Source organism: Benzoatithermus flavus, assembly GCF_037908215.1.
GTDB lineage: Bacteria > Pseudomonadota > Alphaproteobacteria > Geminicoccales > Geminicoccaceae > Benzoatithermus > Benzoatithermus flavus.
The window spans coordinates 37,861-63,391 of sequence record NZ_JBBLZC010000007.1 but is presented as its reverse complement, the minus strand read 5'-3'; the positions used below and the strand labels follow the sequence as shown (position 1 = coordinate 63,391).

At 69.6% G+C, this 25,531-nt stretch carries 25 protein-coding genes; 3 read left to right on the top strand and 22 right to left on the bottom strand.

Annotated elements, in window-relative coordinates:
* Positions 1-60: 60 nt before the first annotated feature.
* The gene (locus U1T56_RS08870) at positions 61-651 is read left to right on the top strand and encodes a hypothetical protein (protein WP_418159100.1); all 591 of its coding nucleotides are present in this window, start codon (positions 61-63) and stop codon (positions 649-651) included.
* Here the strand turns inward: U1T56_RS08870 and U1T56_RS08865 are convergent.
* Genes U1T56_RS08865 through U1T56_RS08830 form a run of 8 tightly spaced genes read right to left on the bottom strand, consistent with a single transcriptional unit; the run spans position 605 to position 8,418 of the window.
* Positions 605-1,075: a GFA family protein gene (locus U1T56_RS08865; RefSeq protein WP_418159099.1), complete on the bottom strand. Its 471-nt coding sequence runs from the start codon at positions 1,073-1,075 to the stop codon at positions 605-607. The two genes, U1T56_RS08870 and U1T56_RS08865, sit on opposite strands and share 47 nt — an antisense overlap.
* Positions 1,072-1,920: a phytanoyl-CoA dioxygenase family protein gene (locus U1T56_RS08860; protein ID WP_418159098.1), complete on the bottom strand. Its 849-nt coding sequence runs from the start codon at positions 1,918-1,920 to the stop codon at positions 1,072-1,074. Before U1T56_RS08860 ends, U1T56_RS08865 begins: the two co-directional genes overlap by 4 nt.
* A 7-nt stretch (positions 1,921-1,927) precedes the next feature.
* Entirely contained in the window at positions 1,928-2,356 is a 429-nt protein-coding gene (locus tag U1T56_RS08855; protein WP_418159097.1) for a hypothetical protein, read from the bottom strand.
* Positions 2,357-2,369: 13 nt separating this feature from the next.
* Positions 2,370-3,749 (bottom strand): FMN-binding glutamate synthase family protein, encoded by a 1,380-nt coding sequence (locus U1T56_RS08850; protein ID WP_418159096.1) that lies wholly within the window; start codon positions 3,747-3,749, stop codon positions 2,370-2,372.
* 12 nt (positions 3,750-3,761) lie between these two features.
* On the bottom strand, positions 3,762-4,610 hold the full coding sequence (locus U1T56_RS08845) for a GltB/FmdC/FwdC-like GXGXG domain-containing protein (RefSeq protein ID WP_418159095.1): 849 nt from the start codon (positions 4,608-4,610) through the stop codon (positions 3,762-3,764).
* Positions 4,598-5,533, bottom strand: a complete 936-nt coding sequence (locus tag U1T56_RS08840; protein ID WP_418159094.1) for a class II glutamine amidotransferase domain-containing protein — start codon at positions 5,531-5,533, stop codon at positions 4,598-4,600. The genes U1T56_RS08845 and U1T56_RS08840 overlap by 13 nt, the downstream gene beginning before the upstream one ends.
* Before the next feature lie 19 nt (positions 5,534-5,552).
* Complete coding sequence (locus U1T56_RS08835; protein ID WP_418159224.1) at positions 5,553-7,022, bottom strand: glutamine synthetase family protein; 1,470 nt, start codon at positions 7,020-7,022, stop codon at positions 5,553-5,555.
* A gap of 49 nt (positions 7,023-7,071) precedes the next feature.
* Entirely contained in the window at positions 7,072-8,418 is a 1,347-nt protein-coding gene (locus U1T56_RS08830) for an NAD(P)/FAD-dependent oxidoreductase (protein WP_418159093.1), read from the bottom strand.
* Between the two features lie 217 nt (positions 8,419-8,635).
* On the opposite strand from U1T56_RS08830, the gene U1T56_RS08825 reads away from it, so the two are divergent.
* Positions 8,636-9,319 carry a FadR/GntR family transcriptional regulator gene (locus U1T56_RS08825; RefSeq protein ID WP_418159092.1) on the top strand — a complete coding sequence of 228 codons (684 nt, stop codon included), beginning with the start codon at positions 8,636-8,638 and terminating at the stop codon, positions 9,317-9,319.
* Positions 9,320-9,479: 160 nt separating this feature from the next.
* On the top strand, positions 9,480-11,099 hold the full coding sequence (locus tag U1T56_RS08820; RefSeq protein WP_418159091.1) for an APC family permease: 1,620 nt from the start codon (positions 9,480-9,482) through the stop codon (positions 11,097-11,099).
* Between the two features lie 190 nt (positions 11,100-11,289).
* On the opposite strand, the gene U1T56_RS08815 is transcribed toward U1T56_RS08820, so the two are convergent.
* From U1T56_RS08815 to U1T56_RS08750, 14 genes are all read right to left on the bottom strand, one after another.
* Positions 11,290-12,180, bottom strand: coding sequence for a class I SAM-dependent methyltransferase (locus tag U1T56_RS08815; protein WP_418159090.1), 891 nt, complete (start codon positions 12,178-12,180; stop codon positions 11,290-11,292).
* Entirely contained in the window at positions 12,177-13,016 is an 840-nt protein-coding gene (locus U1T56_RS08810) for an MBL fold metallo-hydrolase (RefSeq protein WP_418159089.1), read from the bottom strand. The genes U1T56_RS08815 and U1T56_RS08810 overlap by 4 nt, the downstream gene beginning before the upstream one ends.
* An 83-nt stretch (positions 13,017-13,099) precedes the next feature.
* A complete protein-coding gene (locus U1T56_RS08805; RefSeq protein ID WP_418159088.1) occupies positions 13,100-13,588 on the bottom strand; it encodes a class I SAM-dependent methyltransferase in 489 nt (162 codons plus the stop codon).
* 131 nt (positions 13,589-13,719) lie between these two features.
* Positions 13,720-14,667, bottom strand: a complete 948-nt coding sequence (locus tag U1T56_RS08800; RefSeq protein ID WP_418159087.1) for a flagellar biosynthesis protein FlhF — start codon at positions 14,665-14,667, stop codon at positions 13,720-13,722.
* 3 nt (positions 14,668-14,670) lie between these two features.
* Positions 14,671-16,758, bottom strand: coding sequence for a flagellar biosynthesis protein FlhA (flhA, locus tag U1T56_RS08795; protein ID WP_418159086.1), 2,088 nt, complete (start codon positions 16,756-16,758; stop codon positions 14,671-14,673).
* Positions 16,759-16,775: 17 nt separating this feature from the next.
* Positions 16,776-18,098, bottom strand: coding sequence for a sigma-54 interaction domain-containing protein (locus U1T56_RS08790; RefSeq protein ID WP_418159085.1), 1,323 nt, complete (start codon positions 18,096-18,098; stop codon positions 16,776-16,778).
* 97 nt (positions 18,099-18,195) lie between these two features.
* Positions 18,196-18,513 (bottom strand): flagellar motor switch protein FliN, encoded by a 318-nt coding sequence (gene fliN, locus U1T56_RS08785; RefSeq protein ID WP_418159084.1) that lies wholly within the window; start codon positions 18,511-18,513, stop codon positions 18,196-18,198.
* Complete coding sequence (locus U1T56_RS08780; RefSeq protein WP_418159083.1) at positions 18,500-19,264, bottom strand: FliH/SctL family protein; 765 nt, start codon at positions 19,262-19,264, stop codon at positions 18,500-18,502. The genes fliN and U1T56_RS08780 overlap by 14 nt, the downstream gene beginning before the upstream one ends.
* A gap of 13 nt (positions 19,265-19,277) precedes the next feature.
* Positions 19,278-20,294 (bottom strand): flagellar motor switch protein FliG, encoded by a 1,017-nt coding sequence (gene fliG, locus U1T56_RS08775; RefSeq protein WP_418159082.1) that lies wholly within the window; start codon positions 20,292-20,294, stop codon positions 19,278-19,280.
* A 10-nt stretch (positions 20,295-20,304) separates the two neighbouring features.
* A complete protein-coding gene (gene fliF / locus U1T56_RS08770) occupies positions 20,305-22,077 on the bottom strand; it encodes a flagellar basal-body MS-ring/collar protein FliF (RefSeq protein ID WP_418159081.1) in 1,773 nt (590 codons plus the stop codon).
* 97 nt (positions 22,078-22,174) lie between these two features.
* Complete coding sequence (sciP, locus tag U1T56_RS08765) at positions 22,175-22,444, bottom strand: CtrA inhibitor SciP (protein ID WP_418159080.1); 270 nt, start codon at positions 22,442-22,444, stop codon at positions 22,175-22,177.
* A gap of 144 nt (positions 22,445-22,588) precedes the next feature.
* A complete protein-coding gene (gene flgE, locus U1T56_RS08760; RefSeq protein ID WP_418159079.1) occupies positions 22,589-23,932 on the bottom strand; it encodes a flagellar hook protein FlgE in 1,344 nt (447 codons plus the stop codon).
* A gap of 52 nt (positions 23,933-23,984) precedes the next feature.
* Positions 23,985-24,656, bottom strand: coding sequence for a flagellar hook assembly protein FlgD (locus U1T56_RS08755; RefSeq protein WP_418159078.1), 672 nt, complete (start codon positions 24,654-24,656; stop codon positions 23,985-23,987).
* A gap of 37 nt (positions 24,657-24,693) precedes the next feature.
* The gene (locus U1T56_RS08750) at positions 24,694-25,206 is read right to left on the bottom strand and encodes a flagellar hook-length control protein FliK (protein WP_418159077.1); all 513 of its coding nucleotides are present in this window, start codon (positions 25,204-25,206) and stop codon (positions 24,694-24,696) included.
* Positions 25,207-25,531: the final 325 nt, after the last annotated feature.

Below are 25,531 nucleotides of genomic sequence, written 5' to 3'. Positions count from 1 at the left end.
TGCACCTTCGAACCAAATCTGTACCAATTGCATCAGGGTCCGCCGACGAGGGAGGAGCGGATGGCGACCGGGACGAGCAGCAGGCTGGTACGGCTGGAAGGAACGCGGATCGTGCTGATGCACCATTTCCTGGGCTGGCAATGCCGGGTCCGGCAGCTCGCCGTGCGCGAGGGCGACGGCCGGCCGACGCCCGGGATGCGACCTTCCCTGTCCGTCGGCGGGCGGGCGCTGGGCGCCATCACGGTCGTGCTCAACCGGCTGCCGGAACATTCGCTGGTACCCGAGCTCCGCTTCATCGTGCAGCGCACCCAGGAGCCGCTCGAGCGCTGGGAGACGGCGATGCGCCTGCTCCAGGGCACCTACTTCCAGAAGCCGCACGCGTTCAGCGACGAGCTGACGGCGCTGTTCGTGGAAGGTGGCGCAATTCCGCAGGCCGTGCTGGAAGCAGGTGCTTGCGAGCTCGCCTTCGAGCAGTTCGGCCAGCGCTACCGCCTGCCCTGCACGGCGCGGAAGTTGACGGCGGGCGAGCCCCTGTTCGAGGCCACCTACTGGCACAATGCCCTGTTCAACCCGCGCCTGCCGCCCGGGATCACGATCCTCGGCTTCAAGCCGGACTGGGATCGGGCGGAGGCCGATCCGTCGCCGGTGTGAGGAGCGGCGAAGCGAGGCCGCCCGCGCGCCTGGGCAGCGCATCGCTCAGCTCGTACCAAGCAGGCTTGTCGGCGACGAAGATGTGCTCGACGAGCGCCAGGCCGGTGGCGTCGTCGAGGCTGCCGGCCGCGACCGCGACGTAGCTCCCCGCCACCGGCCGCCAGAACAAGCTGCTGCCGCAGGCACGGCAGAAGCCGCGCTCGGCGCGGGCGGAGGAGCGATACCAGGCGAGATCTCCTTCTGCCTCGAGGCACAGCGCCGAGACGGGCGCGGCGGTGTAGGCGCCGAACGTGCCGTGGCTGCGACGGCACTGGCCGCAGTGGCAGGCGACGATCGGCCGTAGCGGCGCATCGAGCCGGTAGCGGACGGCGCCGCACAAGCAGCCGCCCGTGGCGCCCGGCTCGCGGCTCCAGTCCGGGCTCAAGCCGCGCGGTCCACCGCATCGAGCCAGGGCGTGCGGTAGCCCCGCTCGGTCCACAAGATCGGGAAGAAGCTCTCGTCCATGGTAAGATCTCCCACCCGGCGGTAGCGGCTGTAGATGTAGCTGACCTCGGTCGGGTGGAAGCGCGCTTCCGAGGAGATGCAGTGTGCCACCAGCGAGCGGCGCGGCCGCCGGCTGTGGTTGGTGTCCGAGCCGTGCCAGGTGCGGCCGTGGTGGAAGGCGACCCCGCCCGCCGGCACCTCGACGGGCACGAGCTCGGGCTCGCTCTGGCCGGCGCGGCGCACGGCGTCGCGGAAGTCCTCGAGCCAATCTTCGGGCGCGTGGAAGCGCCGGATCGGCGGCGAGACCTCCCAGCGATGCGAGCCACGCGCATACTGGATCGTGCCGCCGGCGGCGGTGGTGTCGTCCAGCGCCATCCAGCAGGTGAGATAGCCCGAAGGCTCGAACCACCTGCCGTAGCTGTCGTCCTGATGGAAGCCCAGAGGCTTCGCACCGGGCGGCTTCCAGATCACGTTGTCCTGCGCGATCCGCGCCCCGGGCCAGCCCATGAGCCGGGCGGCGAGGCGCCCGATCTCGGCCGCGAGCACGATGCCCGCGACCGTGGGATCGGCGCGCCAGCCGTTGCAGATCTGACGCGTGAGGTCGGGCGGGTCCCGGCCCTCGCGCCAGTTCCACTCGTCGGGCTGGATCCCGGTGGGGAAGTGCCCGGCGAACAGGTCCGGAAAGCGCGCCCTGGCGCGCTCGACCGTCGCCTCGTCCAGGAACCGGTCCAGGATCAGGAATCCGTCCTCCCGGAACCGGTCGATCTGCGCCTGGGTGAGCTCCATGGCTGCCTCAGAACTTGGCGTAGGCCCGCTTGAGATCGACCAGGGGATGGCGCTCGCTCATCTGGAACTTGATGAGCAGCTCGCGCGCCAGCATGTCCCGGTCCTGCTGATTGTCGGGCAGCTCCATCTCGGGCGGCACCTGCACCCAGCCGTTGATGTTGCGGTCGAAAACGGCAGGGCGACCCTCCTCGTAGCCCATGTGGACGTCCTCGAGCCAGTTGAGGTCGTCCCAGCCCATCACCTCGATGTACTCGCGCAGGAAAGGCGTGAGCCGGCGGTAGTCGGGCAGGAGGTTGACGTCGTAGCGGTAGCCGATGTGCTGTCCGATCAGCCGCTCGCGCTCGGTCTCCACGCCGTCGGACTTGATGAAGTGGTCGATGTCGTCGGAGGTGGAGCCCACCTGCTTGGGCGCTCCCCCCGGTCGGATCTCGGCCATGGCTCTCCTCCTCTCAGTAGCGGGTCATGTCGGGCCGGCCGACCGTGTGCTGCGTGCCGGCGAGCGGCACCATCGCCAGCGCCGAGGCCTCCATGGTGAGCGCCGCCAGATCCTCGGGCTCGAGGCTGTGGACGTTGGTCTTGCCGCACGCACGGGCCATCATCTGGCATTCCATGGTGAGCGTGTGCAGGAAGTTGTAGACCCGCTCCGCCGCCTCGTCCGGATCGAGCCGCTGCCGCAGCACCGGGTCCTGCGTTGCGACACCGACCGGGCAGCGGCCGGTATGGCAGTGATAGCAGTAGCCGGCCTCGACGCCGACCTCGGCCTCGTAGTCGGCCTCGGGGATGTCCTTGTTGCAGTTGAGCGCCATCAGCGCCGCGTGGCCGATGGCGACCGCATCCGCACCCAAGGCCAGGGCCTTGGCGACATCGGCGCCGTTGCGGATGCCACCGGCATAGACCAGGCTGATCTCGCCGGACTTGCCGACGTCGTCCAGCGCCTTCCTCGCCTGGCGGATCGCGGCGATGCCCGGAACACCGGTCTCTTCGGTGGCGATGTGCGGGCCCGCCCCCGTGCTGCCCTCCATGCCGTCGATATAGATCACGTCGGGGTCGGTCTTGGCGGCCATGCGCACGTCGTCATAGACGCGCGCGGCACCCAGCTTGAGCTGGATCGGGATCTCCCAGTTCGTGGCCTCGCGGATCTCCTGGATCTTCAGCGCGAGATCGTCCGGCCCGAGCCAGTCGGGGTGGCGTGCGGGCGAGCGCTGGTCGATGCCGGCCGGCAGCGAGCGCATCTCGGCCACCTGATCCGTGACCTTCTGGCCCATGAGATGCCCGCCCAGACCCACCTTGCAGCCCTGGCCGATGAAGAACTCGCAGGCGTCGGCGAGGCGCAGATGGTGCGGGTTGAAGCCGTAGCGGCTCTGGATGCACTGATAATACCACTTGATCGAATAGCGCCGCTCGTCGGGAATCATGCCGCCCTCGCCCGAGCAGGTGGCCGTGCCCGCCATGGTCGCACCGCGCGCGAGCGCGATCTTGGCTTCGTACGACAGGGCGCCGAAGCTCATGCCGGTGATGTAGACCGGGATGTCGAGGACGAGCGGGCGCTTGGCGCGCGGGCCCAGCACCGTCCTGGTCACGCACTTCTCGCGGTAGCCTTCGATCACGAAGCGGGTGAGCGTACCCGGCAGGAAGGTGAGGTCGTCCCAGTGCGGAATCTTCTTGAACAAGGAGAAGCCGCGCATCCGGTAGCGGCCGAGCTCGGCCTTGATATGGATGTCGTCGATCACCTCGGGCGTGAAGATCCGGCTCTGGCCCAGGCGGTGCGTGTTGCGCTTGGGCTTCCTCGCCGGCTCCGGCGCGATGTGGGGAAGGGGTCTGGTCGCCATGTCGGGGCCCTCCTAGAGCACCAGCTTCTTCTCGGCGGGCTCCAGATTGTCGTAGTTCCAGAGCTGCTTGCCGGCGACGATCTTGGTCATCTGCTCGAGGGGCTTCGGCGCCTCGAGCCCGTAGAGGCGGAGCTTGCGCTCGAGCCAGGCGCAGTCGAGCTCGGTCATCTCCGCCTCGACCGCATCCACGCCCAGGCTCTTGATCCGCCCGCCGACGTAGATCGTGCCGTCGTACATCGAATCGCCGAGGTTGGGCCCGGCATCGCCCAGGATCACCATCCGGCCGCGCTGCATCATGAAGCCGGAGAAGGCGCCGGTGCGCCCGCCGACGATGATGGTCCCGCCCTTCTGGTCGATCCCGGTGCGCGCGCCCACGTCGCCCTTGCAGACGAGATCGCCGCCGCGGATCGCCGCCCCGAAGCAGGAGCCGGCGTTCTTCTCGATCACGACCGTGCCGGCCAGCATGTTCTCGGCGCACGACCAGCCGACGCGCCCTTTGATGCGGACGTTGGGCCCGTCGATCAGGCCGCAGCCGAAATAGCCGAGGCTGCCCTCGAAATAGAGGTTGAGCCGGTTCAGGATGCCGACCCCCAGGGAATGCTTGGCCCCCGGATTGTGGACGACGATCGTGCCGTAGCCCTCGTTCATCAGGCGGCGGATCTCGAGGTTGACGGCGCGGGTGTCCATGCCCCCGGCATCGAACTCGTGCCGCTTGTTGAAGTCGACCTCGGGCGCTCCGGGATAGGTGAAGCGCCGTTCGGTCTCGCCGAGCGTGAAGAAGCGCTGCTGCGTGCGCCCACCGAGCTGCTCGGTGTGCATCCCCATCTCGTGGGAGATGTGCGCGGCTCTCAGCTCCGCCATACCCGGACCTCCCCCTCGTAGGGATCGAACGTGTCGATCTCGTGCGGGAACACGGCGCGGATCGCCATCTCCTCCGAGGCGAGGGCGATGAAGTCGTCGCTCTCGTAGAGGACCATGGGCTTCGCCGCCATCGTGTCCTTCGCCATGCCGAGCGCGTCCGCGGTGGCGACGAGGTAGGTGAACACGCCGTCGAGCTCCTCGATCGAGCGCTCCATGGCCTCCTCGAGCGTGTCGCCACGGTCCATGCGGTCGGCAAGATAGACCGCGATCAGCTCCGAATCGCAGTTCGACATGAAGCGGTGCCCGCGCCGCTCGAGGGCGCGCCGTCCGTTCCAATAGTTGGTGAGCTGACCGTTGTGGACCACCGCGACGTCACTGAACGGGTAGGCCCAGTAGGGATGGGCCGAGCGGATGTCGACGTCCGATTCCGTGGCCATGCGGGTATGGCCGAGCGCGTGGGTGCCGGTAAAGCCTTCGAGCCGGTACTGGCTCGCGACGGTGCCGGCGTCGCCCAGATCCTTGATCAGCTCGAGCCCGTGTCCGACCGAGAGGATCTCGCAGCCCTCGATGTCCTCGATGAAATCGACGAGCCGGCGGAGATCACCGTCGTAGTCGAAGTAGTAGCGAAATGCATACTCGGTGGCGTCATCCTCGCGGGTAACATGCGCCCCCATCTCGGCCAGGCGCCGGTTCACCTCCGCCCGCCGCTCGCGGATCTGATCGCGGATCTTGAAGCCCTGCTTCGTGTCCTCCTGCTCGGCCACCTTGAAGCGCATCACGTAGCCGTTCCCGACCGGCCGGCCGTAAAGCGCGTAGCCGGTCGAATCCGGGCCGCGATGCTTCAGCGCCTGGAGCATCGCGGTCATCTCCCTGCCGATCGCACCGCTTCTGCCGCGGTGGATCAGCCCAGCGATCCCGCACATCCTTTCGTCTCCCTCGATCTCAGGGCAGGCAGTCCAGGTAGCGCTGGACGTCCCATTCGGTGACGGTGGCGTTGAAGCGGGCCCACTCGTCGCCCTTGTAGTGCATGAACACGCGGAACATCTCGTCGGGCAGGGCCCGCCTGATGACCTCGTCCTCGGCAAGCCGCTCGAGCGCCTCGCCAAGCGTCAGCGGCAGCTTCTTGACGTCCTTGCCCTCCTTCATGGCCTGGTAGATGTTGCGGCTCTCGGGCTCGCCCGGATCGAGCCGACGCTCGAGGCCGTCGTCGAAGGCCATCAGCAGCGCCGAGGCCAGGAGGTAGGGGTTCACCATGCTGTCGACGGCGCGGTACTCGAACCGGCCGGGGGCGGAGACGCGCAGGCCGCAGGTGCGGTTCTGGTAGCCCCAGTCGGCGTAGACCGGCGCCCAGAAGCCCTGGTCCCACAGACGGCGGTAGGAGTTGACGGTCGAGCAGCCGATGGCGGTGAGCGCCGGCAGATGCTCGATGACGCCGCCGATGCAGTGCAGACCCACTGGCCCCGGCTTCTTCGGGTGGCGGGTGCTGTCCGGCATGAAGTGGTTGGTGCCGCCCGAGACGTAGGTGAACACGCCCTCCATGCCCGGCAGCGTGCTGTTGCCCAAGGGGTTCACCGCCTCCTCGCCGCCCGACCACAGGCTGATGTTGGTGTGGCAGCCGTTGGCCGACACGCCCATGAAGGGCTTCGACATGAAGCAGGCGATGAGCCCGAACTCGCGCGCGACCTGGGCACAGATCTGGCGGTAGGTCGCGAGCCGGTCGGCCGTCCTGAGCGCGTCGTCGTAGGTGAAATTGAGCTCGAGCTGGCCGGGCGCGTCCTCGTGATCGCCCTGGATCATGTCGAGGCCCATGGCGCGGCAGTACTCGATCACCCGCATCGACACGGGACGCAGACTCTCGAACTGGTCGATGTGGTAGCAGTAGGGTCGGGACGCGCCGCCTGCCGGATTGCCGGCCTCGTCGCGCTTCAGCCACATCATCTCCGGCTCGCAGCCCATCCGGAGCTGCATGCCGTGTTTCTCCTGGAACGTGGCATGATGGCGCTTGAGGTTGCCGCGGGCGCAGGAAGTGAGAGGAGCACCCGGGTTCTCGTCCTCCTCCCGGTTCCGGAAGCAGACGCAGAACACGCGCGCGATCCGCTTGTCCCACGGGAGCTGCACGAAGGTCTCGGGATCGGGGATGCCGATCAGTTCCGAGGCTTCGGGGCCGTAGCCGATGTACTGGCCGTGGCGGTCGATGAACAGGTTGGCGGTCGAGCCGTAGACGAGCTGGAAGCCCTTCTCGGCCGTCCGCTCCCAGTGATCGGCCGGAATGCCCTTGCCGACGATACGGCCTGTCACCGAGATGAACTGATAGTAGATGTAGGTGACGCCGAGCTCGTTGATCTTCTTCCGGACCTCGCGGACGAGCTCGGCTCGGCCCGGCGCGTTGACGTACTCGTCCACCGGCAACATCGTCATCTCTATCTCCCCCCTGATCGCGGCCGATGCGCGAAGACGCGCGTCAGCTCCATGGGAACGGGCTGTTCGATACCGGATGCAGCTTGCCTTCGGCGTAGCGGGAGAAGCGGAACGGCTCGAGGAGCCGGCTCCGCTCGCCGACGAGCTCCCTGGCGACGAGGTCGCCCACGCCGATCATCTTGTAACCGTGATTGCTGTCGGCGATGATGTAGACGTTCTCGCAGAACCGGTCGAAGACCGGGAAGTTGTCGGGCGTGAAGCAGCCGATCCCGCCCGAGGGTTCTTTCTTGTACTTGCCGATCTGGCCGCTGAACCGCTTCTGGCAATGGGCCAGCGCCGAGCACCACATATGGGCGAAGTCGTCGCCGACCACGAAGTCGGGGCTCTCCGGCCCGTAAGGATCGACCTGGACCAGGTCGGGATCGGTCTCGACCCGATACGGCATTGCCCCACCCTGGATGCCGCCGAAATGGAAGTCCGGCTTGTAGTAGATGCCCCAGAGCTTGTCGGTGATCAGCGAGCCGTCGACGTCGGAATAGAGCGGCGCGTCGGTGTCGACGTGGATCACGGGCGGCATCCCGCCGCTGTTGGTGCGCTGCAGGTCGGGATCGACGCCGAGCGTGCCCTCCTGCAGCGACCAGTAGGTCCACATCCTGACTCCTTCGTGCATCCGGCCGTCGCGGCCCTGGATCGTCACGGTCTTGGGCAGCTCCAGCATGTCCCAGATCTGCTTCACCCAGGGACCCACGCCCACGATCACCTGCTCGCAGGCGATCCGGCCGCGCTCGGTGAGGACGGCGGCGACGGCGCCCGAGCTGCCGTTGGCGCGCTCGAAGCCCACCACCTTGAGGCCGCTGACGATTCGCACGCCCTGGCTCTCGGCCAGGGTCGCGAGTCCGTAGACGCTCTTCGTGTTGTTGGCGTAGCCGCCCTTCTTCTCGTGCAGGACCGAGGTGATGCCTCGTGCCGACCAGTCCTCGAGCATCGCCTTCATGTAGCGGTCGCAGGCCTCGGCACCCTCGATGAAGACCGAGGGATAGCCGATCGCACGCTCCTGCTCGTAGATCGTCGCCACCTGCTCGCGCATGCACTCCGGGCTGATCTGCATGTAGCCCACGGGGTGGTAGCTCAGGAGCTCGGCGTGCTGCTCCCAGATGGTGACACAATGTGCCATCAGCTCGCGCATGGCGGGCTGATAGTAGTTGTTGCGGACCACCCCGCAGGCTATGCCCGAGGCGCCCGCCGCGATCCCCGTCTTGTCCACCACCAGGATGTCGGAGCCGTCGCCGAGGCCGCGGGCTTTGAGCTGGAGCGCCAGATGGTAGGCGGTGCTGAGGCCGTGCACTCCCGCACCGATCACCAGATACTTCACACCCTCGGGCAGGGCCATGGTTGCAGTCTTCCCTGATGCGCGCGGGCGCCCTTCGGACGGGGCTTCCCGTCCCACCCGTCTTTCAGCCTCAAGACCTATTACAAAACCAATTCCACGCCAAACAGAAAAATTGGTTATGATTGGTGCGACGGCGGCAGGCGTTGCCGACCGGCAGAAGGTGGGCAGCGACATGGACGTCTCCGACCAGAGCACGGCTTCTCCCAGGGCGGCTCCGATGAGCCTGACGGGAGCCGACCACATCGCCCAGGAGCTGAAGGACGCCATTCTCGGCGGCGTCTACGGCGCCGGCCAGCGCCTGCCGGCCGAGCGACATCTGGCGGCACACTACAATGCCTCGCGCAGCACCGTCCGCGAGGCGCTGCGGCGGCTCGAGGAGCAGCAGCTCGTCGAGCGGCGCATCGGCAGCGGCACGTTCGTCACCTACCGCAGCGAGGTCTCCGACGAAGAGATCGCCGAGCTCACGAGCCCGCTCGAGCTGATCGAGGTCAGGAGCGCCGTCGAGCCGCAGATCGCGCGGCTCGCGGTCCTGCACGCGACCGGCCGCGATCTCGAGCGGCTGCGTGCCGCGCTGGCGGCGCTCAAGGCGAGCGAGGACGATCCCGTGGCCTATGCCGCCGCCGACGAGCAGTTCCACCTGGCGCTCGCCAACGCCACCGGCAACGTCCTGATGAGCTGGCTCTATCGCCGGATCAGCGAGGTACGCCAGCACGCCCAGTGGGCGGCGATGCGCGCCAAGGTCCTGAACCCCGAGAACATGCGCCTCTACAACGAGCAGCACGAGGCGGTGTTCGAGGCGATCTGCCGCCGTGACGCCAATGCCGCCGCCGCGGCGATGCGCGCCCAGATGGACAAGGCGCGCGCCGATCTCGTGGGCGCGCAGAGCGATGGCCACCGCTGAACCGGTATCTTCTGGCCCGGCATTGGTCGCAAAAGGTTTGCAATCGGGCGGAAAGAGGTTAGCTTAGCGCTCTGCCAAGAAGCAGCGGCTCGGGCCGCGTCGTCCGCCCATACGGACGACCGGAGCCGCTAGAAGCTGAGCCGGGCAGGGAGGCCAACCCATGGCGACGCAAAGCATCGACTTCGTCGCGGTGCGCGAGACCGAAGCCGGTCTCCGCCGCGAGATCGACTGGCGGGACGTGTTCTGGGTCGCGAGCGGCGTGCCGGCACTCGTCCTGTTCTCGATCGGCGGCATCGCCGCCACGATCGGAAAACCGTCCTGGCTGGTGTGGATACTCTCGGTGCTGATGGGCTACATCCAGGCCCACACCTACGCCGAGATCGCGGGCATGTTTCCGAGCAAGTCCGGCGGCGCCTCGATCTACGGCGCTGCGGCCTGGGTGCGCTACGCCCGGATCGTGGCGCCGCTCTCGGTCTGGTGCAACTGGATAGCCTGGTCGCCGGTGCTGGCGATCGGAACCGGGATCGCCGCGGGCTACATCTTCAATGCCCTGTTCCCGGCCGATTCGGCCATTCTCTCCTGGAGCATCCAGCTCGCCGACCTGAGCTTCCTCAAGCAGGGCCTCACCCTGCGGATCAATGCGACCTCGATCCTGGGCACGGTGCTGCTCCTGATCGTGTTCGCGATCCAGCACCACGGCATCCTGCGCACCGCCAAGATCCAGACCATCGTCGGCGTCGCGGTCATCATCCCGCTCCTGATCGTAGGCCTTGTCCCGCTGCTCACGGGCGACGTGGTCGCGAGCAACCTGTTCCCGCTGGGGCCGCTCGCCAAGGACGCGCAAGGTGCCCCCATCGCCGGCGACTGGACGCTCGCGGGCTGGACCCTGTTCCTGGGCGGCATGTTCATCGCCGCTTGGTCGACCTACGGCTTCGAGACGGCCGTCTGCTACACGAGCGAGCTCAAGAACCCGCAGCGCGACACCGCCAAGGGCATCATCTATTCGGGCCTGTTGTGCATCGTGATCTTCTCGCTGGTGCCGCTGTCGTTCCAGGGCTCGCTCGGCCTCGAACGGATGCTGGAGCCCGGGATCTACGACGGGTCCGGCGTGGCCGCCGCCATGGCGGACATGGTGGGCGGCGGCGAGCTCGTGCGGGCGCTTCTCGTCGTGATGCTGCTGCTCGCCCTCGTGCTCTCGATCATGACCGCCATGGCCGGCTCCTCGCGCACGCTCTACCAGGGCTCGGTCGACGGCTGGCTGCCGCGCTATCTCTCCCACGTCAACGAGCACGGCGCGCCCACGCGCGCCATGTGGACCGACCTCGGCTTCAACGTGCTGCTCTTGATGATGTCGGACTACGTGTTCGTGCTGGCGGTGTCGAACTGCTGCTATCTCGTGTTCAACTTCCTGAACCTCAACGCCGGCTGGATCCACCGGATCGACAATGCCGAGACGCCCCGGCCGTGGCGGGCGCCCAGCATCTTCCTCGCCGCCGGCGTCGCGCTCTCGTTCGTCAACATGGTCTTCCTGGGTGCCGGCGCCAATGTCTGGGGTCCTGGAACCCTGGCCTCCGGCCTCGTCGCCATGGCGCTGGTCATCCCGGTCTTCCTCTGGCGCCACTACGTGGTCGACCGCGGCCGGTTCCCCGAGGACATGCTGCGCGACCTGCACGTCGATGCCCGGAACCTCGACGTGCGCCGGGCCGGTATTCTGCCCTATCTCACCCTGGCCGCAGGCATTTCCGTGGTGCTCCTGAGCAACTGGATCTTCCGGGTCTGAGCCGAAGCCGGGGGGCGCCGTGCGCACAACGGCGGCCTCCCGGAACGCCGGGCAGCACGGGCAGAGCTGCCGGAGCAAAGACCCCGAGCGCCAAACGAGGCGCTCGGGGTCGATCGTTCCTGCTCCACGTTCTTCCGGGGCACGGGTTCGCGTCCGGCACGGATCGGCGGCTCGGGTTTTCCGAGCCACTTCAGGGCTCGGTCGGACCGCCCGGCAGCCTCTCGAGCCACAAGCTGCCCTCGATGGCTCCTTCGGGCAGCGGCAACCGGGCGATCACGCCCTGCGCCAGGCGAGCCGCATGACGCGTCACGAGATAGTGGCTCGCGAAGCGGATCGCCCAGCCGCCGCCGTGAAGAAGGCAGGCGACCGCGACCTGTTCGTTGTAGCCGCGCCAGACCCAGGCTTCGGGATAAGGATCGGGCAGCATGATGTCGTGGAGGTGGACGAGCACGCCGGGGCGCAGGCGCGGCAGGAAACCGTTCAGGAGGAGATCGACGTCGCTGCCCGGCATCGCGATGTGGCTCGAATCGACGAGCAGCATGTCGCCGGCTTCGAGCGTCTCGGCCAAGGCCGCATCGGCGGGAGCGAGGACGCGGCGCTCGAGCCTGACGGGCAGGCGGCCGAGATCGGCGCGGGGCTCGGGGTCGATGCAGGTGATGGCGCAGTCGAGACCGGCATCGGCCACGGCGCGCGCCACGAACCGGGTGGAGTGGCCCGAGCCGACCTCGAGGATGCGGCGCGGCCGCACCGCCTGGACGAGGGTGTAGAGCGCTGCGGCATCGAGGCGCGGGAACCAGTCCTGATCCCAGCGTGGCGCCGGAGGCGGGCCCGCGAGGGTCAGAAGGCGCTCGGCCGAAGCCTCGATCCGGGCCAAGACGCCGAGCATCACCGGCAGGCTCGCGACGAGCAGGGGCTCCAGCGCCGGATAGGCGACGGGCGCAACGACGGCGGCATGACGATAAGGAATGAAGAACCCGCCGGGCTTCGCACCGAGCAGGGTGCCGAGGCCCAGGCGCAGCCGCCGCCAGGGGCGGCCGGGTGCGCCACGTGACCGCGGCGGAATCGCGATCCGGATGCTCAAAGGGCGATCACCATCCCCTCTCGGGCGACGAGCGAGCCCGGGCGGGCCTGCTCCACCGCCGTCGCGATCCGGTCCATGGCCTCGTCGTCGTGGTCGGGATCGTGATGGAACGCGACGAAGCGGCCGACCCCGGCCTGCTCGCACAGGCGGATCCCTTCCTGCCAGGTCGAGTGGCCCCAACCCTTGAAGCGCTCGAACTCCTCATCGGTGTAGGTGGAGTCGTAGATGACGATGTCGGCCCCGGTGATGAGCTCGAGCACCGTGCGGTCGGGAACGCCCGGCACATGCTCGGTGTCGGTGACGTAGCAGACGGCTCGCCCGCCGTACTCGACACGGTAGGCGACGGCACCACCGGGATGGTTGAGCGCCGCCGTGCGGACGAGGATGCCCTCGCCCGGCTCGATCGGAGCGCCCGGCACGAAGTCGTTGAAGCCGATGCAGGCATGCATGATGCCGAGCGGTACCGGGAAGAACGGGGTCTGCATGAGCTGCTGCAGGACGGAAGCGAGCGTGTGGCCCTGGCGCGCGAGATGGCCGCTCCAGAACTGGAACCGGTTCTTCGCGTCGTAGGCGGGGCGGAAGAACGGCAGGCCGATGACGTGATCGATGTGGGTGTGGGTGAAGAACAGATGCGCGTCGACCCGCTCGCCGCTGCTCACCATCTCCCGGCCGAGGGCGCGCAGGCCCGTGCCGGCATCGAAGATCAGCCGCCGCGTGCCGCAGCATACCTCCACGCAGGCGGTGTTGCCGCCGTAGCGCAAGGTGGAGGGTCCCGGACAGGGGACGGTCCCGCGCACACCCCAGAAACGGACCGTGAGCCCGGTCTCGGCGCTCATGGCCGTGTTCCGAGCGATTCCGCTGCCACTGCTGCCGGCCGCATTGCCCGACTGCCCGTCTCGTGTCGTGGACGTGTTCTCATCTACCGCCGACGGTAGAGGAAATATCGCTCCGCGGAAAGCGCATCCGGCAGAGGCTGCGGCAGGAGGTCCGGGCTCTCGAGCTTCTGGTCCGAGGCCACGACGCCGCCGGTCCGGATCAATGGCGGCAGCGTGGCGGCGAGCCAGCGGGCGATCCTCGCGTTGCGCGCGGCATCGCCCGTGCCGATGTCGCTGTGGACGAGCGCCGCCGGCCCCGGCAGGCGGGCCAGGGCCCCCGGCAGCGTCTCCTCGAGATCGCCGACGATCAGGTGATCCGGATCCGGCATGGAGGCCGGGTGTGCGTCCGGCCGCCGCTCGAAGACGAAGATCTCGCGATCCGGGTAGAGGCAGCGCAGATGGTCGAAGGTGCGTCCGTTGCCCAGGCCCAGCTCGAGGATCGGCCCGTCGAGGCCTGCGATCAGCGCGCGCGAGGCGTCGAGGCAGGCGCGCTGCGCCTCCAGGCGCCGGATGAAGCTGTCCAGCCGGCTCATGCCGTCCTCTCCCGCAACCATGGCTCGCCTCCTCATGCCGTCACGACACCCGATGCGGCAAGATGGCGGCGCGCTCATCCATGGCACCGCTCGGGCGAAGGGAAACGACGCCCGCATCCGGCGGCATCCGATCAGGCAGGTGAACCGAACATCCCGGCCCGGTGCAGAAGGACGCGGGCGAGTCCGGCAGCGCTCAGGCCGGGCAGGCCGCAGCCGATGGCAGGCCCGATGCTGGCACCGGCGAAGGCCAGTCCCATGTCGGCGGCGGCGAGCACGCCGCCCAGCCGACGCGCGGCATCGAGCCGGGTCACGATCAGGTGCCTCGCACCCAGCGCCGCGAAGTTGCCGGCGATCTCCACGCTGTCCTCGACGTCGAGGCCCGCCGGCAGCACCAGCACCGCCTCCGCCCGGGCCGCGCGCAGACACTCGGCGAGCGCTGCCACCTCGCCGCCGTTGAAGGCATTGATGCCCGTGCTGTCGATCAGAAGGCCGGTCCCGGCTTCGGCGATCGCGACCAGCCGGCCCAGCTCCTCGGGACCGGCCGCAGATGCCGGCTCCAGCCCGAGCGGCTCGAGCAGGGTCCCGAGCTGAGCGAGGCCGCCGGCGCGGGCCCCGTCGGTCGAGAGCACCCGGACCTCGTGCCCGCCGACCCGTGCCTGGGCCGCGAGCCGTGCCACGGCCGCGGTCTTGCCTGCACCGGGTGGGCCCACCAGGACCACCGGTCGCGTCGCCGGAAACCCGAGCGGCGAGAAGCGGTAGCGCGCCTCGAGCACCCGTGCCAGAGCGGCCGCCGGGTCGGCAGCATGAGCCTGGGCCAGCTCGGCCAGGAGCGCCCCCGCGAGCGCCGCCGGCACGCGATGGTAGGCGAGGCAGGCTTCGATGGTGGCCCGGACCGGAGCTGCCGGCTCCGGCGCGAGGAGACCGGCGAGATCGGCGTCCGTCATGTCGGCGGCGGCGGTGACGCGAACCCGGTCGGCGAACTCGTGGGTGGCGACGATCACCGCCTCCTCGCCGAGCGTCTCCCGCATCTGCTGCATCGCCTCGCCCATCGAGCGGGCCTCGAAGCTTCTCAAGCGCATGGATCAGACCTGGCCCAGTGTTCGGATGCGTGCCTTGGGATGGATCTCGTTCTGCGACAGGACCACCGTCGCCGGCCGGAACCGCTCGACCACCGCGCGGACGAACGGACGGATCGAAGGTGTGGTGACGAGGACGGGAAGCTCTCCCTGCATGGCGTGCGCCTCGAGGACATCGCGCAGGGCCTGGATGAAGCGCTGCAGCTCGCTCGGCGCCATGGCGAGCTGGCGCTCCTCGCGCTCGCCCGCGATCGCGGCCGCGAAGGCCTGCTCCCAGGCGGGCGAGAGGGTGACGATCGGAATGGCGCCCGATTCGGCCGTGCAGGCGGTGCTGATCTGGCGCGCGAGCCGGGCGCGGACATGCTCGATCACGAGGACGACGTTCTGCGTCACGGCCAGCGCCTCGCCGATCGCCTCCAGGATCAAGGGCAGGTCGCGGATCGAGACGCGCTCGGCGAGCAGGCCCTGCAGCACGCGCTGAATGCCGGCAGTCGTGATCCGCGCCGGCACCAGCTCGCCGAGGAGCTTCTGGTACTCGGCCGGCAGCTCGCTCAGGAGCTTCTGCGTCTCGGCGTAGGTCAGAAGATCGGCGAGGTTCTCGCGCACGATCTCGGTGAGGTGCGTGGTGATCACCGTCGCCGGGTCGACGACGGTGAGCCCTTTGAGGATGGCCTCCTCGCGCAGGCCCGGCAGGAGCCACATCGCGGGAAGGCCGAAGGTGGGCTCGATCGTCGGCTCGCCCGGCAGGTCGATCGGTCGGCCCTGCGGGTCCATCGCGAGCAGCATGCCGGTCCGGATCTCGCCGCGGCCGACCTCCATCTCCTTGAGCCGCACGACATAGGTGTTGGCCGGGAGCTGGATGTTGTCCTGGATGCGGACCGAGGGCATGACGAAGCCGAGCTCGCTTGCGAGCTGCCGACGGAGCGCCTTGATCTGGTCCGGCAGCCGCGTGCCGTGCCCCTCGCCGATCAGGCTCAGGAGCCCGTAGCCGAGCTCGAGCCGGAGCGCGTCCATGGCGAGCGCCGTCGCGACCGGCGGCTCCTCGGGCGGTGCCGTGGCCGTGGCGGGCTGGGCTCGTGCCGCCTCGGCGGCCGGGCCGCGCAGGCCGTGCCAGGCCAGGCCGCCGACGGCGGCGCCGAGGAGCATGAACGGCAGGGCCGGCAGCCCCGGCAGGACAGCGAGCAGCACCATGAGGCCGCCGGTCACGGCGAGCGCGCGCGGGCGCGCGCCGAGCTGGCCGAACAGAGCGACGTCGGCGCGGCCGGAGACACCCGCCTTCGCGACCAGAAGGCCGGCAGCGGTCGAGACGATCAGGGCCGGGAGCTGCGAGACCAGACCGTCGCCGATCGTGAGCAGCGTGTAGGTGTGGACGGCGTCGGCGAAGCTCACCCCCATCTGGACGACGCCGACGAGAAGCCCGCCCACGAGGTTGATGCCGGTGATGAGGAGGCCGGCGATGGCGTCGCCGCGCACGAACTTGGCGGCACCGTCCATGGCGCCGAAGAAGGCGCTCTCCTCCTCGAGCGCCTTGCGCCGCTCGCGGGCTGCCGCCTCGTCGATCAGCCCGGCCGAAAGATCGGCGTCGATCGCCATCTGCTTGCCGGGCATGGCGTCGAGCGAGAAGCGCGCCGCCACCTCGGCGATGCGGCCCGAGCCCTTGGTGATCACGACGAAGTTCACGACGACCAGGATGCCGAAGACGATGACGCCGATGACGAGGTTGCCCTGCATCACGAACCGGCCGAACGCTTCGATGACGTGGCCGGCGGCGGCGGGGCCTTCGTGGCCCTGTCCCAGGATCAGGCGGGTGGAGGCGAGGTTGAGCGCCAGCCTGAGCATGGTGGCGATGAGGAGCACGGCCGGGAACGAGCTGAACTCGAGCGGCTTCTCGATGAGAAGGGCGGTGAGCAGGATCAGGACGGAGAAGGTGACCGACAGGGCGAGGCAGAGATCGAGGAGCAGGCTCGGCAGCGGCAGGATCAGCGCGACCAGGATGGCGATCACCCCGAGCGCCAGGAGGATGTCGCTCTGCCGCAAGGCGAGCCGGAGGCGCGGCAGGATCAGCTTCGGAAGAGCCGTGAGTTCGGCTGCCATCTCGCTTCCCCGATTCCTCAGGCGGCGTGCTCGGTCGGGGGCGGCGGCACCGGAACGCCCTCCCCGCCGTACTGGCGCAGCTTGTTGCGCAGCGTGCGGATCGAGATCCCGAGGATGCCCGCCGCCTGGGTGCGGTTGCCCAGCGTGTGGCGCAGCGTGTCGATGATGAGGCTGCGCTCGACCTCGGCCACGGTCCGCCCGACGAGGCCCGTGGCCTTGGGCTGCTCCTGCTGCCGGCCGGCGCCCACGGTGGGATGGATGTCCTCGGCCTCGATCCGCTCGCCGCGGGCGAGCACCACCGCACGGTGAAGGCAGTTCTCGAGCTCGCGCACGTTGCCGCGCCAGGGCAGCGCCGTGAGGCGCCGGATCGCGTCCTCGCTCAGCGGCCGCTCGGGCAGGCCGTTCAGGCGGGCGAGCTTCGTCGCGAAATGGCGGGCCAGCGCCGCGATGTCGGCAGGCCGCTCGCGCAGGGGCGGCAGCTCCAGCGTGAGCACGCTCAGGCGGAACAGGAGATCCGCGCGGAACGTCCCTTCCGCCACCGCCTGCTCGAGGTCGCGGTTACTTGTGGCGATCAGCCGGATGTCGACCTTGACCGGATGCCGGCCGCCGATACGGTCGATCTCGCGCTCCTGGATGGCGCGCAAGAGCTTCGCCTGCAGGCGCGGCTCCATCTCGCTGATCTCGTCGAGGAGCAGCGTGCCGCCGTTCGCCTCCTCGAAGCGGCCGATCCGCCGTGCGACGGCGCCGGTGAAGGCGCCCTTCTCGTGGCCGAACAGCTCGGATTCGAGCAGGCTCTCGGGGACGGCGGCGCAGTTGACGGCGACGAACGGCCCACCGGCGCGGCGGCTGTGGCGGTGGAGAAAGCGGGCCAGCATCTCCTTGCCGGTCCCGCTCTCGCCGGTGACGAGGACGCAGGCGTCGGTCGCGGCGAAGCGCCGGGCGAGCCCCAGGAGCTCCGTCATACGCGGGTCGGCGCAGACGAGCTCCTGCCGGCTCTCGCCGACCGCTTCCAGGATGGCCGCGATCAGCTCGGGCTCGGGCGGAAAGGGAAGGAATTCGCGGGCACCGGCTTTGATGGCGGCGGCCGCACGCTGCGGCGTGCAGCCGATGCCGTACGCCACCACGGGCAGAAAGATCCGCTCGGCGGCGAGCCGTGCGATGGCGGCATCGATCTCGTCGTCGGCGTCGACCAGGAGCAGATCGGCGCCCTGGCCCTGCCGCAGAAGGTCGAGCGCCGCCGGAAAGCTCGGGACGTGACGCACCTCGGCGCCGCGCTCCCGCGCCGCATCCGCCGCGAGCGCGATCTCGGGTCGGGCGGCGCCGACGATGAGAACCCTCATGCCTCTCCCCTCGCCCAAGAACCGGGAACGGTGCCGAGCGGGTGCCGGCGTGCCGCCCCCGAGGACAGATATGCGCCCCTGCCGGTCATGCCGCGCATCAGCGGCCCCCCTTCGCCATCTCGGTGAGCGTGACCCCGAGATGGTCGTCGATCACGGTCACCTCGCCGCGCGCGACGAGGCGGTCGTTGACGTAGATCTCGACCGGCTCGTGGAGCCCGCGGTCGAGCTCGACCACCGCCCCGCGCCCGAGCTGGAGCAGCCGGCTCACGGGCATGGTCGCCCTGCCCAGCACCACGGAAAGGCGCACGGCGATGTCGTGCACGGCGCTGAGCTGCCCGAGCGGTGCCCGGTCGGCCGGGATGTCCGCCTCGGCCCGGTCCGAGAGTTCCTGTCCGTCGGCCTCAATCGTGGGCATGGCTGCTCCCGTTCTCGATGACCTCGACCGCGCGCGACGCGATGGGTGTCGGCCGGCCCTCCGGAGGCGGCGCGTGGGCCGCCAGGATCTCCATGATGCGCTCGTGGATGTGCGCCGGCACGTGCTCGGACCAGCCGTCCGGCCAGAAGAGCTGCACCGTGCCGGGCGCCAACCGCGGATCGCCCGCGACCTCGAGGCTGCCCCGAAAGCCGGCGCGCGCGGCGACCGCGGGAAGGTGCGCGCGCAGCGCTTCGGCCGCGAGCGGCTCGACCACGATGCACGCGCTCGTCGTCTCCGGCGCCCCGCGAAGGAGCGCCTCGAGGTTGCTGGCGATGCGGCTGTCGCCGGACTCGAGGGCGAGCGCCCTCGCGATCGCGGCGACGAGGTCCATGATCTGGCCGCGAGCCCGGGCATCCACGTCGCGCTGCGCGCGCGCGACCTCGACGAGGGCCGCTGCCGCGCGCTCGAGCGCCTCGGTCTGCCGCGCCGCGAGCGCGCGCAAGGTGTCCGCCCGTGCCTGCCGGGACCAGATCCAGGCGACCGAGGCGGCCACGGCCGCGAGCTCGTCTTCGTCGAACCGGAGCGCAGACGAGGCCGGCGCCGGCTCGCGCGTCTCGCGAGCATCCGGGCGGCCGGCCGGAAGCGGATCGCTCTCGGTCAGGCTCGGCCAGGCGGGCGGGCGGCCGGGACCGCGATGGCGCGGGACCGGGCGGGCGGAGGAGAGGCTGGTGAACACGGGCGTGGCCGGCATCGGGCGGTCCTCCTCACTCGACCAAAGGCTCGTCGCTACCGCTCGCGAGGACGATCTCGCCGGATGCCACCAGCTCCTTGGCCAGGTTGACCAGGAACTGCTGCGCCTCCTCGACGTCCTTGAGGCGGATCGGACCCATGGCCTGCATCTCCTCGCGCAGCATCTTTCCGGCCCGCTCCGACATGTTCCCGAAGAACAGTCCGCGCAGCGGCTCGCTCGCCCCTTTGAGCGCCGTGGCGAGGCGCTGGTTGCCGGCCGAGCGGATCAGCTTCTGGATGCCGCTCCCGTCCACACGCGTCAGATCCTCGAAGGTGAACATGAAGGAGCGCACTCGTTCGGCCGCCTCTCTGCTGCGCTCCTCGAGCGCACGAATGAGCCGCGTCTCGGTGGTCCGATCGAGATGATCGAAGAGCTCGGCCACGAGCGCGTGCCGGTCGCGCTGGCTGGCGCGCTCCGAGCCGTCCAGGAACGGGGCGCCCTCGAGGCTGCGCTCGACGTCCGCGACGATGTCAGGCCGCACCGTGTCCAGCCGCAGCATCCGCATGACGACGTCGATCGCGGGATCCTCGGGCAGACGCTTCAGCACGCGGGCCGCATGCGTCGGATCGATCCGGGACAGGATCAGGGCGGCAGCCTGCGGGTGCTCGCGCTCGAGATAGGAGGCGAGGACGGCCTCGTCGACGCTTGCGAGCCGCTCCCAGATGCTCTGCGCCGCCGGCCCCCGGATCTCCGCGATCACGGTGTCGGCGCGCCCCGCATCGAGATGGCGGAGCAGCTTCTCGGTCGCCTCGATTCCGCCGACGACGATCCCGCCGGCACGGGCGAGCCACCCGGCGAACTCGTTCAGCACCGCCTCGACCACGCCCGCCTCGACCGGCCCGAGCGACGCCACCGCCCGGGAGATCTCCATCACCTCGGGCTGGCCGAGAAGCGAAAGCAGCCGGGCCGCCCGCTCCTCGCCCAAGGCCAGCATCACCACGGCCGCCTTCTCCGCTCCCGACAAGCCGTGATCACCGGCGGTTCCGCTCATGGATTTCCCCTCAGCTCGCATGCAGCCAGGCGCGGATCACGCGCACGGCGCGCTCGGGATCGGCATCGACGGCCGCGAGAACCCTGCCGGTCGGCGAGCCCTCGGCCGCATCGCCGGTCCCTTCCTCGCCGATCCGGCTCGCCACGGCCGAGCCGTGCGCGATCGCGGGCGAAGTGGCGCTCGGACCCTTTCCCCCCAGCCGAGCGGCGTCCTGCGTGGTGATCGCCTCGCCCGGCGCAGCCCTGCCATCCCCGGAAAGGAGCGGCTTGCCGTCCGCGCCGGCCCAGGACGGGGCTGCCGCATCGGCCTGCCCGTTCTCGGCTCGCGGCAGCAGGCGCGCGAGCAGCGGCCGGACACCGAAGAGCAGAACGAGAACGGTGAGGACGCCGAAGGCGGCGAGCTCGATCAGGCGATCGGCGGCGATGGGCAGATGGTCCTGCCAGGACGGCTCGGGCGTCTCCGGCAGCTCGACGGGCGCGAACGGGCGGCTCGCGATTTCGAGCCTGTCGCCCCGGCCGTCGTCGATACCGGCCGCGCTGCGGACCAGAGCCGCGATCTGCGCCAGCTCCTCCGCGCTGCGCGGCTCGTAGGCCTTGGTGCCGTCCGGCTGCTCGCGATAGGTCCCGTCGACCTGCACCGCGATCGAGAGCCGGCGGACCGTCGTGCCGCGCTTGGTCTGGTTGCGGACGGTCCGCGAGATCTCGTAATTGACGGTCTCCTCTTTGCGGTTCGACCGGTCGCTGCTCTTGGGCCCGGGCTCGGCCGCCTGGCGCTCCGTCGGCAGGTTGTTTGCGACCGTCACCGCCTCGCTCGCGGCATTCTCCTTGGAGTCCCTGGCCTCCTCGGTGGACTGGGTGCTGCGGACGACCTGACCGTCCGGGTCGAACTGCTCGGCCATCGTCGCCACCTCGTCGAAATCGAGATCGGCGCTGACCGCGGCGTCGACCTTGCCCGCTCCCACCGTGCGCTCGAGCAGCTGGATGATCTTGCTGCGCAGGCGGTTCTCGAAGGCGACGCGATGCTCCTCGGTCTCGTCGAGCGAGATGACGCTGCCGTTGGGACCGGACGGCTCGGCGAGGAGGTTGCCCGCATCGTCGAGAATGGTGACGGCCCCCGGATCGAGCCCCGGGACCGCGGCCGCGACCAGATGCCGGATGCCGGCGACCTCCTGCTTCTCGAGGGCGCCGGGGCGGCGCAGCGAGACGACGATGGAGGCGGTCGCCCGCACTTCCTCGCGGCCGAACAGGCTCCGCTTGGGCTCGACGATATGGACCCGCGCCGCGCGCACGCCGTGGAGCGTGGCGATCGTCCGGGCGAGCTCGCCCTCGATGGCCCGCTGCAGGGTGACGTTGCCGAGAAAGTCGCTCGTGGTGAACGGGTTCGCCCGGTCGAACAGCTCGTAGCCCACGGTCCTGCCGACCGGCAGGCCCTCCTCGGCCAGGCTCATGCGCAGGCGCAGCGCCTCGTCGGCCGGCACCATGATGGCATCGCCATTGGGGCTCAGCCGGTACGGCACCTTGAGCGCATCGAGCCGGCCGACGAGCTGCTGCGCGTCCGTGAGCTCCAGGCCGGAGAACAGGAGGGTATAGGGTGATTCGGTCGCCCGCATGATCACGTAGGCGAAGAAGCCCAAGAGCGCCAGCGCCACGGCACCCAGGGCGAGGATGCGGCCCGGGCCCAGGGCCCTGACCAGAGCGGCGCCCGGAAGCGGCATCCTGCCCGCCCCACCGCGGCGGTCGACCTCGGTCGCGGCTTCCGCGGTGATGGTGAGTTTCTGTTCCATGCGCTCCAGCCACACCCGATCCCATCGTCAGGCATGGCGAAGCTAGTCCGGGAAGGTAAAGGATCGGTTAGCTGCGCTTTCCGGCTCCGGGTCGGGCTCAGCTCTGCCGGAACTCCTGCAGTTTGGTGACCCGCAGAGCGCGCAGCCCGTGGCGATCGATCGCCCGTTCCCAGGAAGCGAACTCCTCGGGCGAGATGTTGTACCGCCGGCAGGCGTCCTCCTGATCCAGAACGCCGCTGCGCACGGCCGCCACGATCTGGGCCTTGCGGCGGGCGACCCATCGGCGCGTCTCCGGCGGCGGCAGGTCGCCGGGCTCGATGACCCGGCTGCGCGGCGGCGACGGCCGGCTCAGCTCCCGCTCCGACATCGGCATCTCCATGGACATTCTCGTTGCCCGTCGATTGAGATCATCCAGGGACTCGTTCTACACGAGCCGGGTTAATGGGAAATTGCATCCGAATTATTCCTCTTGTCTCGATATCAAGGATAAATCTCATTTACCAATATCTCCTCAGCCTGCTACCCGGATCAGCTCGTCTAGCATCTGATCGGCCGCATTGATGACTTTGGCATTTGCCGAATAAGCTCGCTGGGTGACGATCATCTTGGTGAATTCTTCTGCCAGGTCGACATTGGCCGACTCCAGAGCCGATGGCGTGATGGTGCCGGCGCCCCCCCGACCGGGCAGACGCAGGTTGAACTCGCCCGAGACGTCGGTCTGGCCGAAGACGTTGCCCGAGCGCGGGTCGAGCCCCGACGGATTGGCGAAGGTGGCGATCGGCAGCTGATAGAGGCGGCGTGTCTCGCCGTTGGTGAACGAGGCGACGACGAAACCGTTCTCGTCGATGGCGGCACCGTTGAGCTCGCCCACGGGCGCCCCGTTCTGACGGACGAAGGCCACGTTGGTGGGGCTCGCGAACTGGCTGAGCCCATCGGTTCCGCCGATGGTGCCGAAATCGAAGGTGATCCGGCTCGGATCGGCGCCGTCCGGCCGGGCCCAGCGGATCTCGACCGGCGTGCCGGCCGTGCCGGAGACCACGGGGGTGAGATCGGCGCTAGCGAGGGTGCCGGTGCCGGAGAAGGTGACCGTGCCCGAGGCGAGCAGGCCGTCGGCATGGACGGTCGCATCGACCGCGGCCGGATCGGCGCAGAGCTCGACCGCCCAGCTGTTCGCCGCACCGGTCCGCAGGAAGGCCAAGGTCACGTCGTGCGCTCGGCCGAGGCTGTCGTAGATCTGGACCGGGCGCGTGAAGCTCGGCTTCACCCCGCTCGCGCCGCCGGAGGCCTGCCAGGCCGCCATGTCGCCGGCAGCATAGGCGCCGGCATAAGGGGCCTCGTCCGCATCGAGGTTGGCGCCGACCTCGACCGTGGTGGTGGCGACGGCGAAGCCGTTGATGCGGCGGATGTTCACCGTCTCCAGTCTGTTGACGTCGGCGACCTTCTCGTCGGCGTCGAGCGCCCAGCCCTGGAGATACTGCCCCGATGCGGTGCGCAGCTTACCTTCGAAGTCGGGCTCGAACGAACCGGCCCGGGTGTAGAGCTGCTCGCCATCGCCGCGGGGAAGCGTGTTGACGACGAAGAAACCGGCTCCCGAGATCGCGGCGTCGGTGGGGGAAGCGCTGCTCTGGATCAGGCCCTGGCTCGTCACGGTGTAATGGCTCTGGGCACGCACGCCACCCGGGCTGTAGGTGCTCACGGCACCGCGCTGGCGGGTGACGAGGCTCGCGAACTGCACGTCGGCACCCTTGAAGGCGGTGGTGTTCACGTTGGCGACGTTGTCGGAGATCATGCTCATGGCCCGGCTCTGGGCATTGAGCCCCGACACGCCGGAGAAGAGCGAACCGAACAGGCTCATGCGAAAGCTCCCGAAGCGAGGGTGAAAGGCGGGCCGCCCCGAGCGCAGGCGGTCACGAGGACGGACCGGGCTGGCGGACGAGGCTCACCGTGTCGAGCGGCACGAGAGCGTCGGCCACCCGAAGCTGCAAATCGCCGTCCTTGCGCTCGATGGCCTGCACGCGTCCGCGCAGGAACTGCTCCGCCGCGAGCGGAGACCCATCGGCGGTCTTGGCCGCTATTCTCACATCGTACTCGCCCGCAGGCAGACGCTGCCCGTCGGGAGCGATGCCGTTCCAGGAGACGGCGTTCTCGCCGGCCGTCCTGCTGCCCACGACCGTGCCGACGACCCGTCCCTTGGCGTCGAGCACCGAGACGGTCACCTCGGCAGCCGGCTTCGGCAGGCGATAGCGGATGGTGACGTCGCCCTCGGCGGGCAGAGACAGCCTGTCCGCCCGAGCGCTCACCTCCTGGCCGAGGAGACCCATTGCCGAGGTGGTGCTGCTCGCCCGGGCCAGTCTGGTGAGCTCGCCGAGCTTCGTGTTGGTCTGGATGGCCTGCTCCACCGACGCGAACTGGACCAACTGCGAGGTGAACGTGGTGGCGTCCATCGGCGAGAGCGGGTCCTGCTGCCGGAGCTGCGTGGTCAGGATCTTCAGGAACGTGTCGAAATTGCCGGCGAGACCCTTCGTAGGTGCCATCGCGACGGTGCCGGTGGTGGCGCTGGAAGCGGTGGTGATCGTCATGGTCGTTTCTCTGCTCGGGCGTGGGTCGGCGCCCCGGTCACACACTGAGATCCAAAAGGCTGCGGCTCGCCACGACGCCGTGCCCGGAATGCCCACCATCTCCGGCATCGTGGCGCTGCAGCCAGCGCGGCTCGGCGGATTCGGGCTGCTGCGACATCCGATGACGGCCTTGCCCGTCGTCGCGCAGGCTGAAGCCGAGGCCGCCGACGTCGAGCGCGAAGCCGGCCGATTCCAGCATCTCGACGAGCGTGCGTGCATCCCGCTGCAGGAGATGGAGTGTCTCGGGCCGGTCGACCGTGAACACCGCCGTGGCGCTACCCCGGTCGTCGAGCCGGAGCGTCACCTCGACCGGACCGAGCTCGGCCGGATCGAGCTCGATCGTCAGCCGGTGGCCGCTGCCGGAGTCATGACGCACGAGCCGCGCCATGACCTGGCCGGCAAGGACATGGGGCGGCGCCAAAGGCGCGGGCGGCACGGACGGCTGCAAGGGCGGGCCGGCGCTCGCGTCGACCCGAGGCGGCGCAGCTTCGGCCGGCGCAAATGCCGGCATGGACGTCGGCATCGGATCCGAAGGGCCGGCGATGGCCGGTGGCGGGCCGCTGCCGTGTCCGCCGGCGCTCGCAAGCAGGCCGGCCGCCGATGACGAGGCTTCCGACGGCCGCGGCAGGACAGGCTCTGGGTCTGCCGCCAGCCCTCCGGTACCGTTCGCCGTTGGATGCCCGTTGCAGGCATTGCCGCGCCGCGCTGCCAAGCCCGTCTCCGAGCGGTGCGGCCACGATGCCGCATCCTTCTGGAGCTGACCGGCGCGGGTATCGGCCGCCGGCCGCGCGAGGGCGAGCGTCGCGCCGGAGTCCGGCCATGCGCTCGATGGTGCA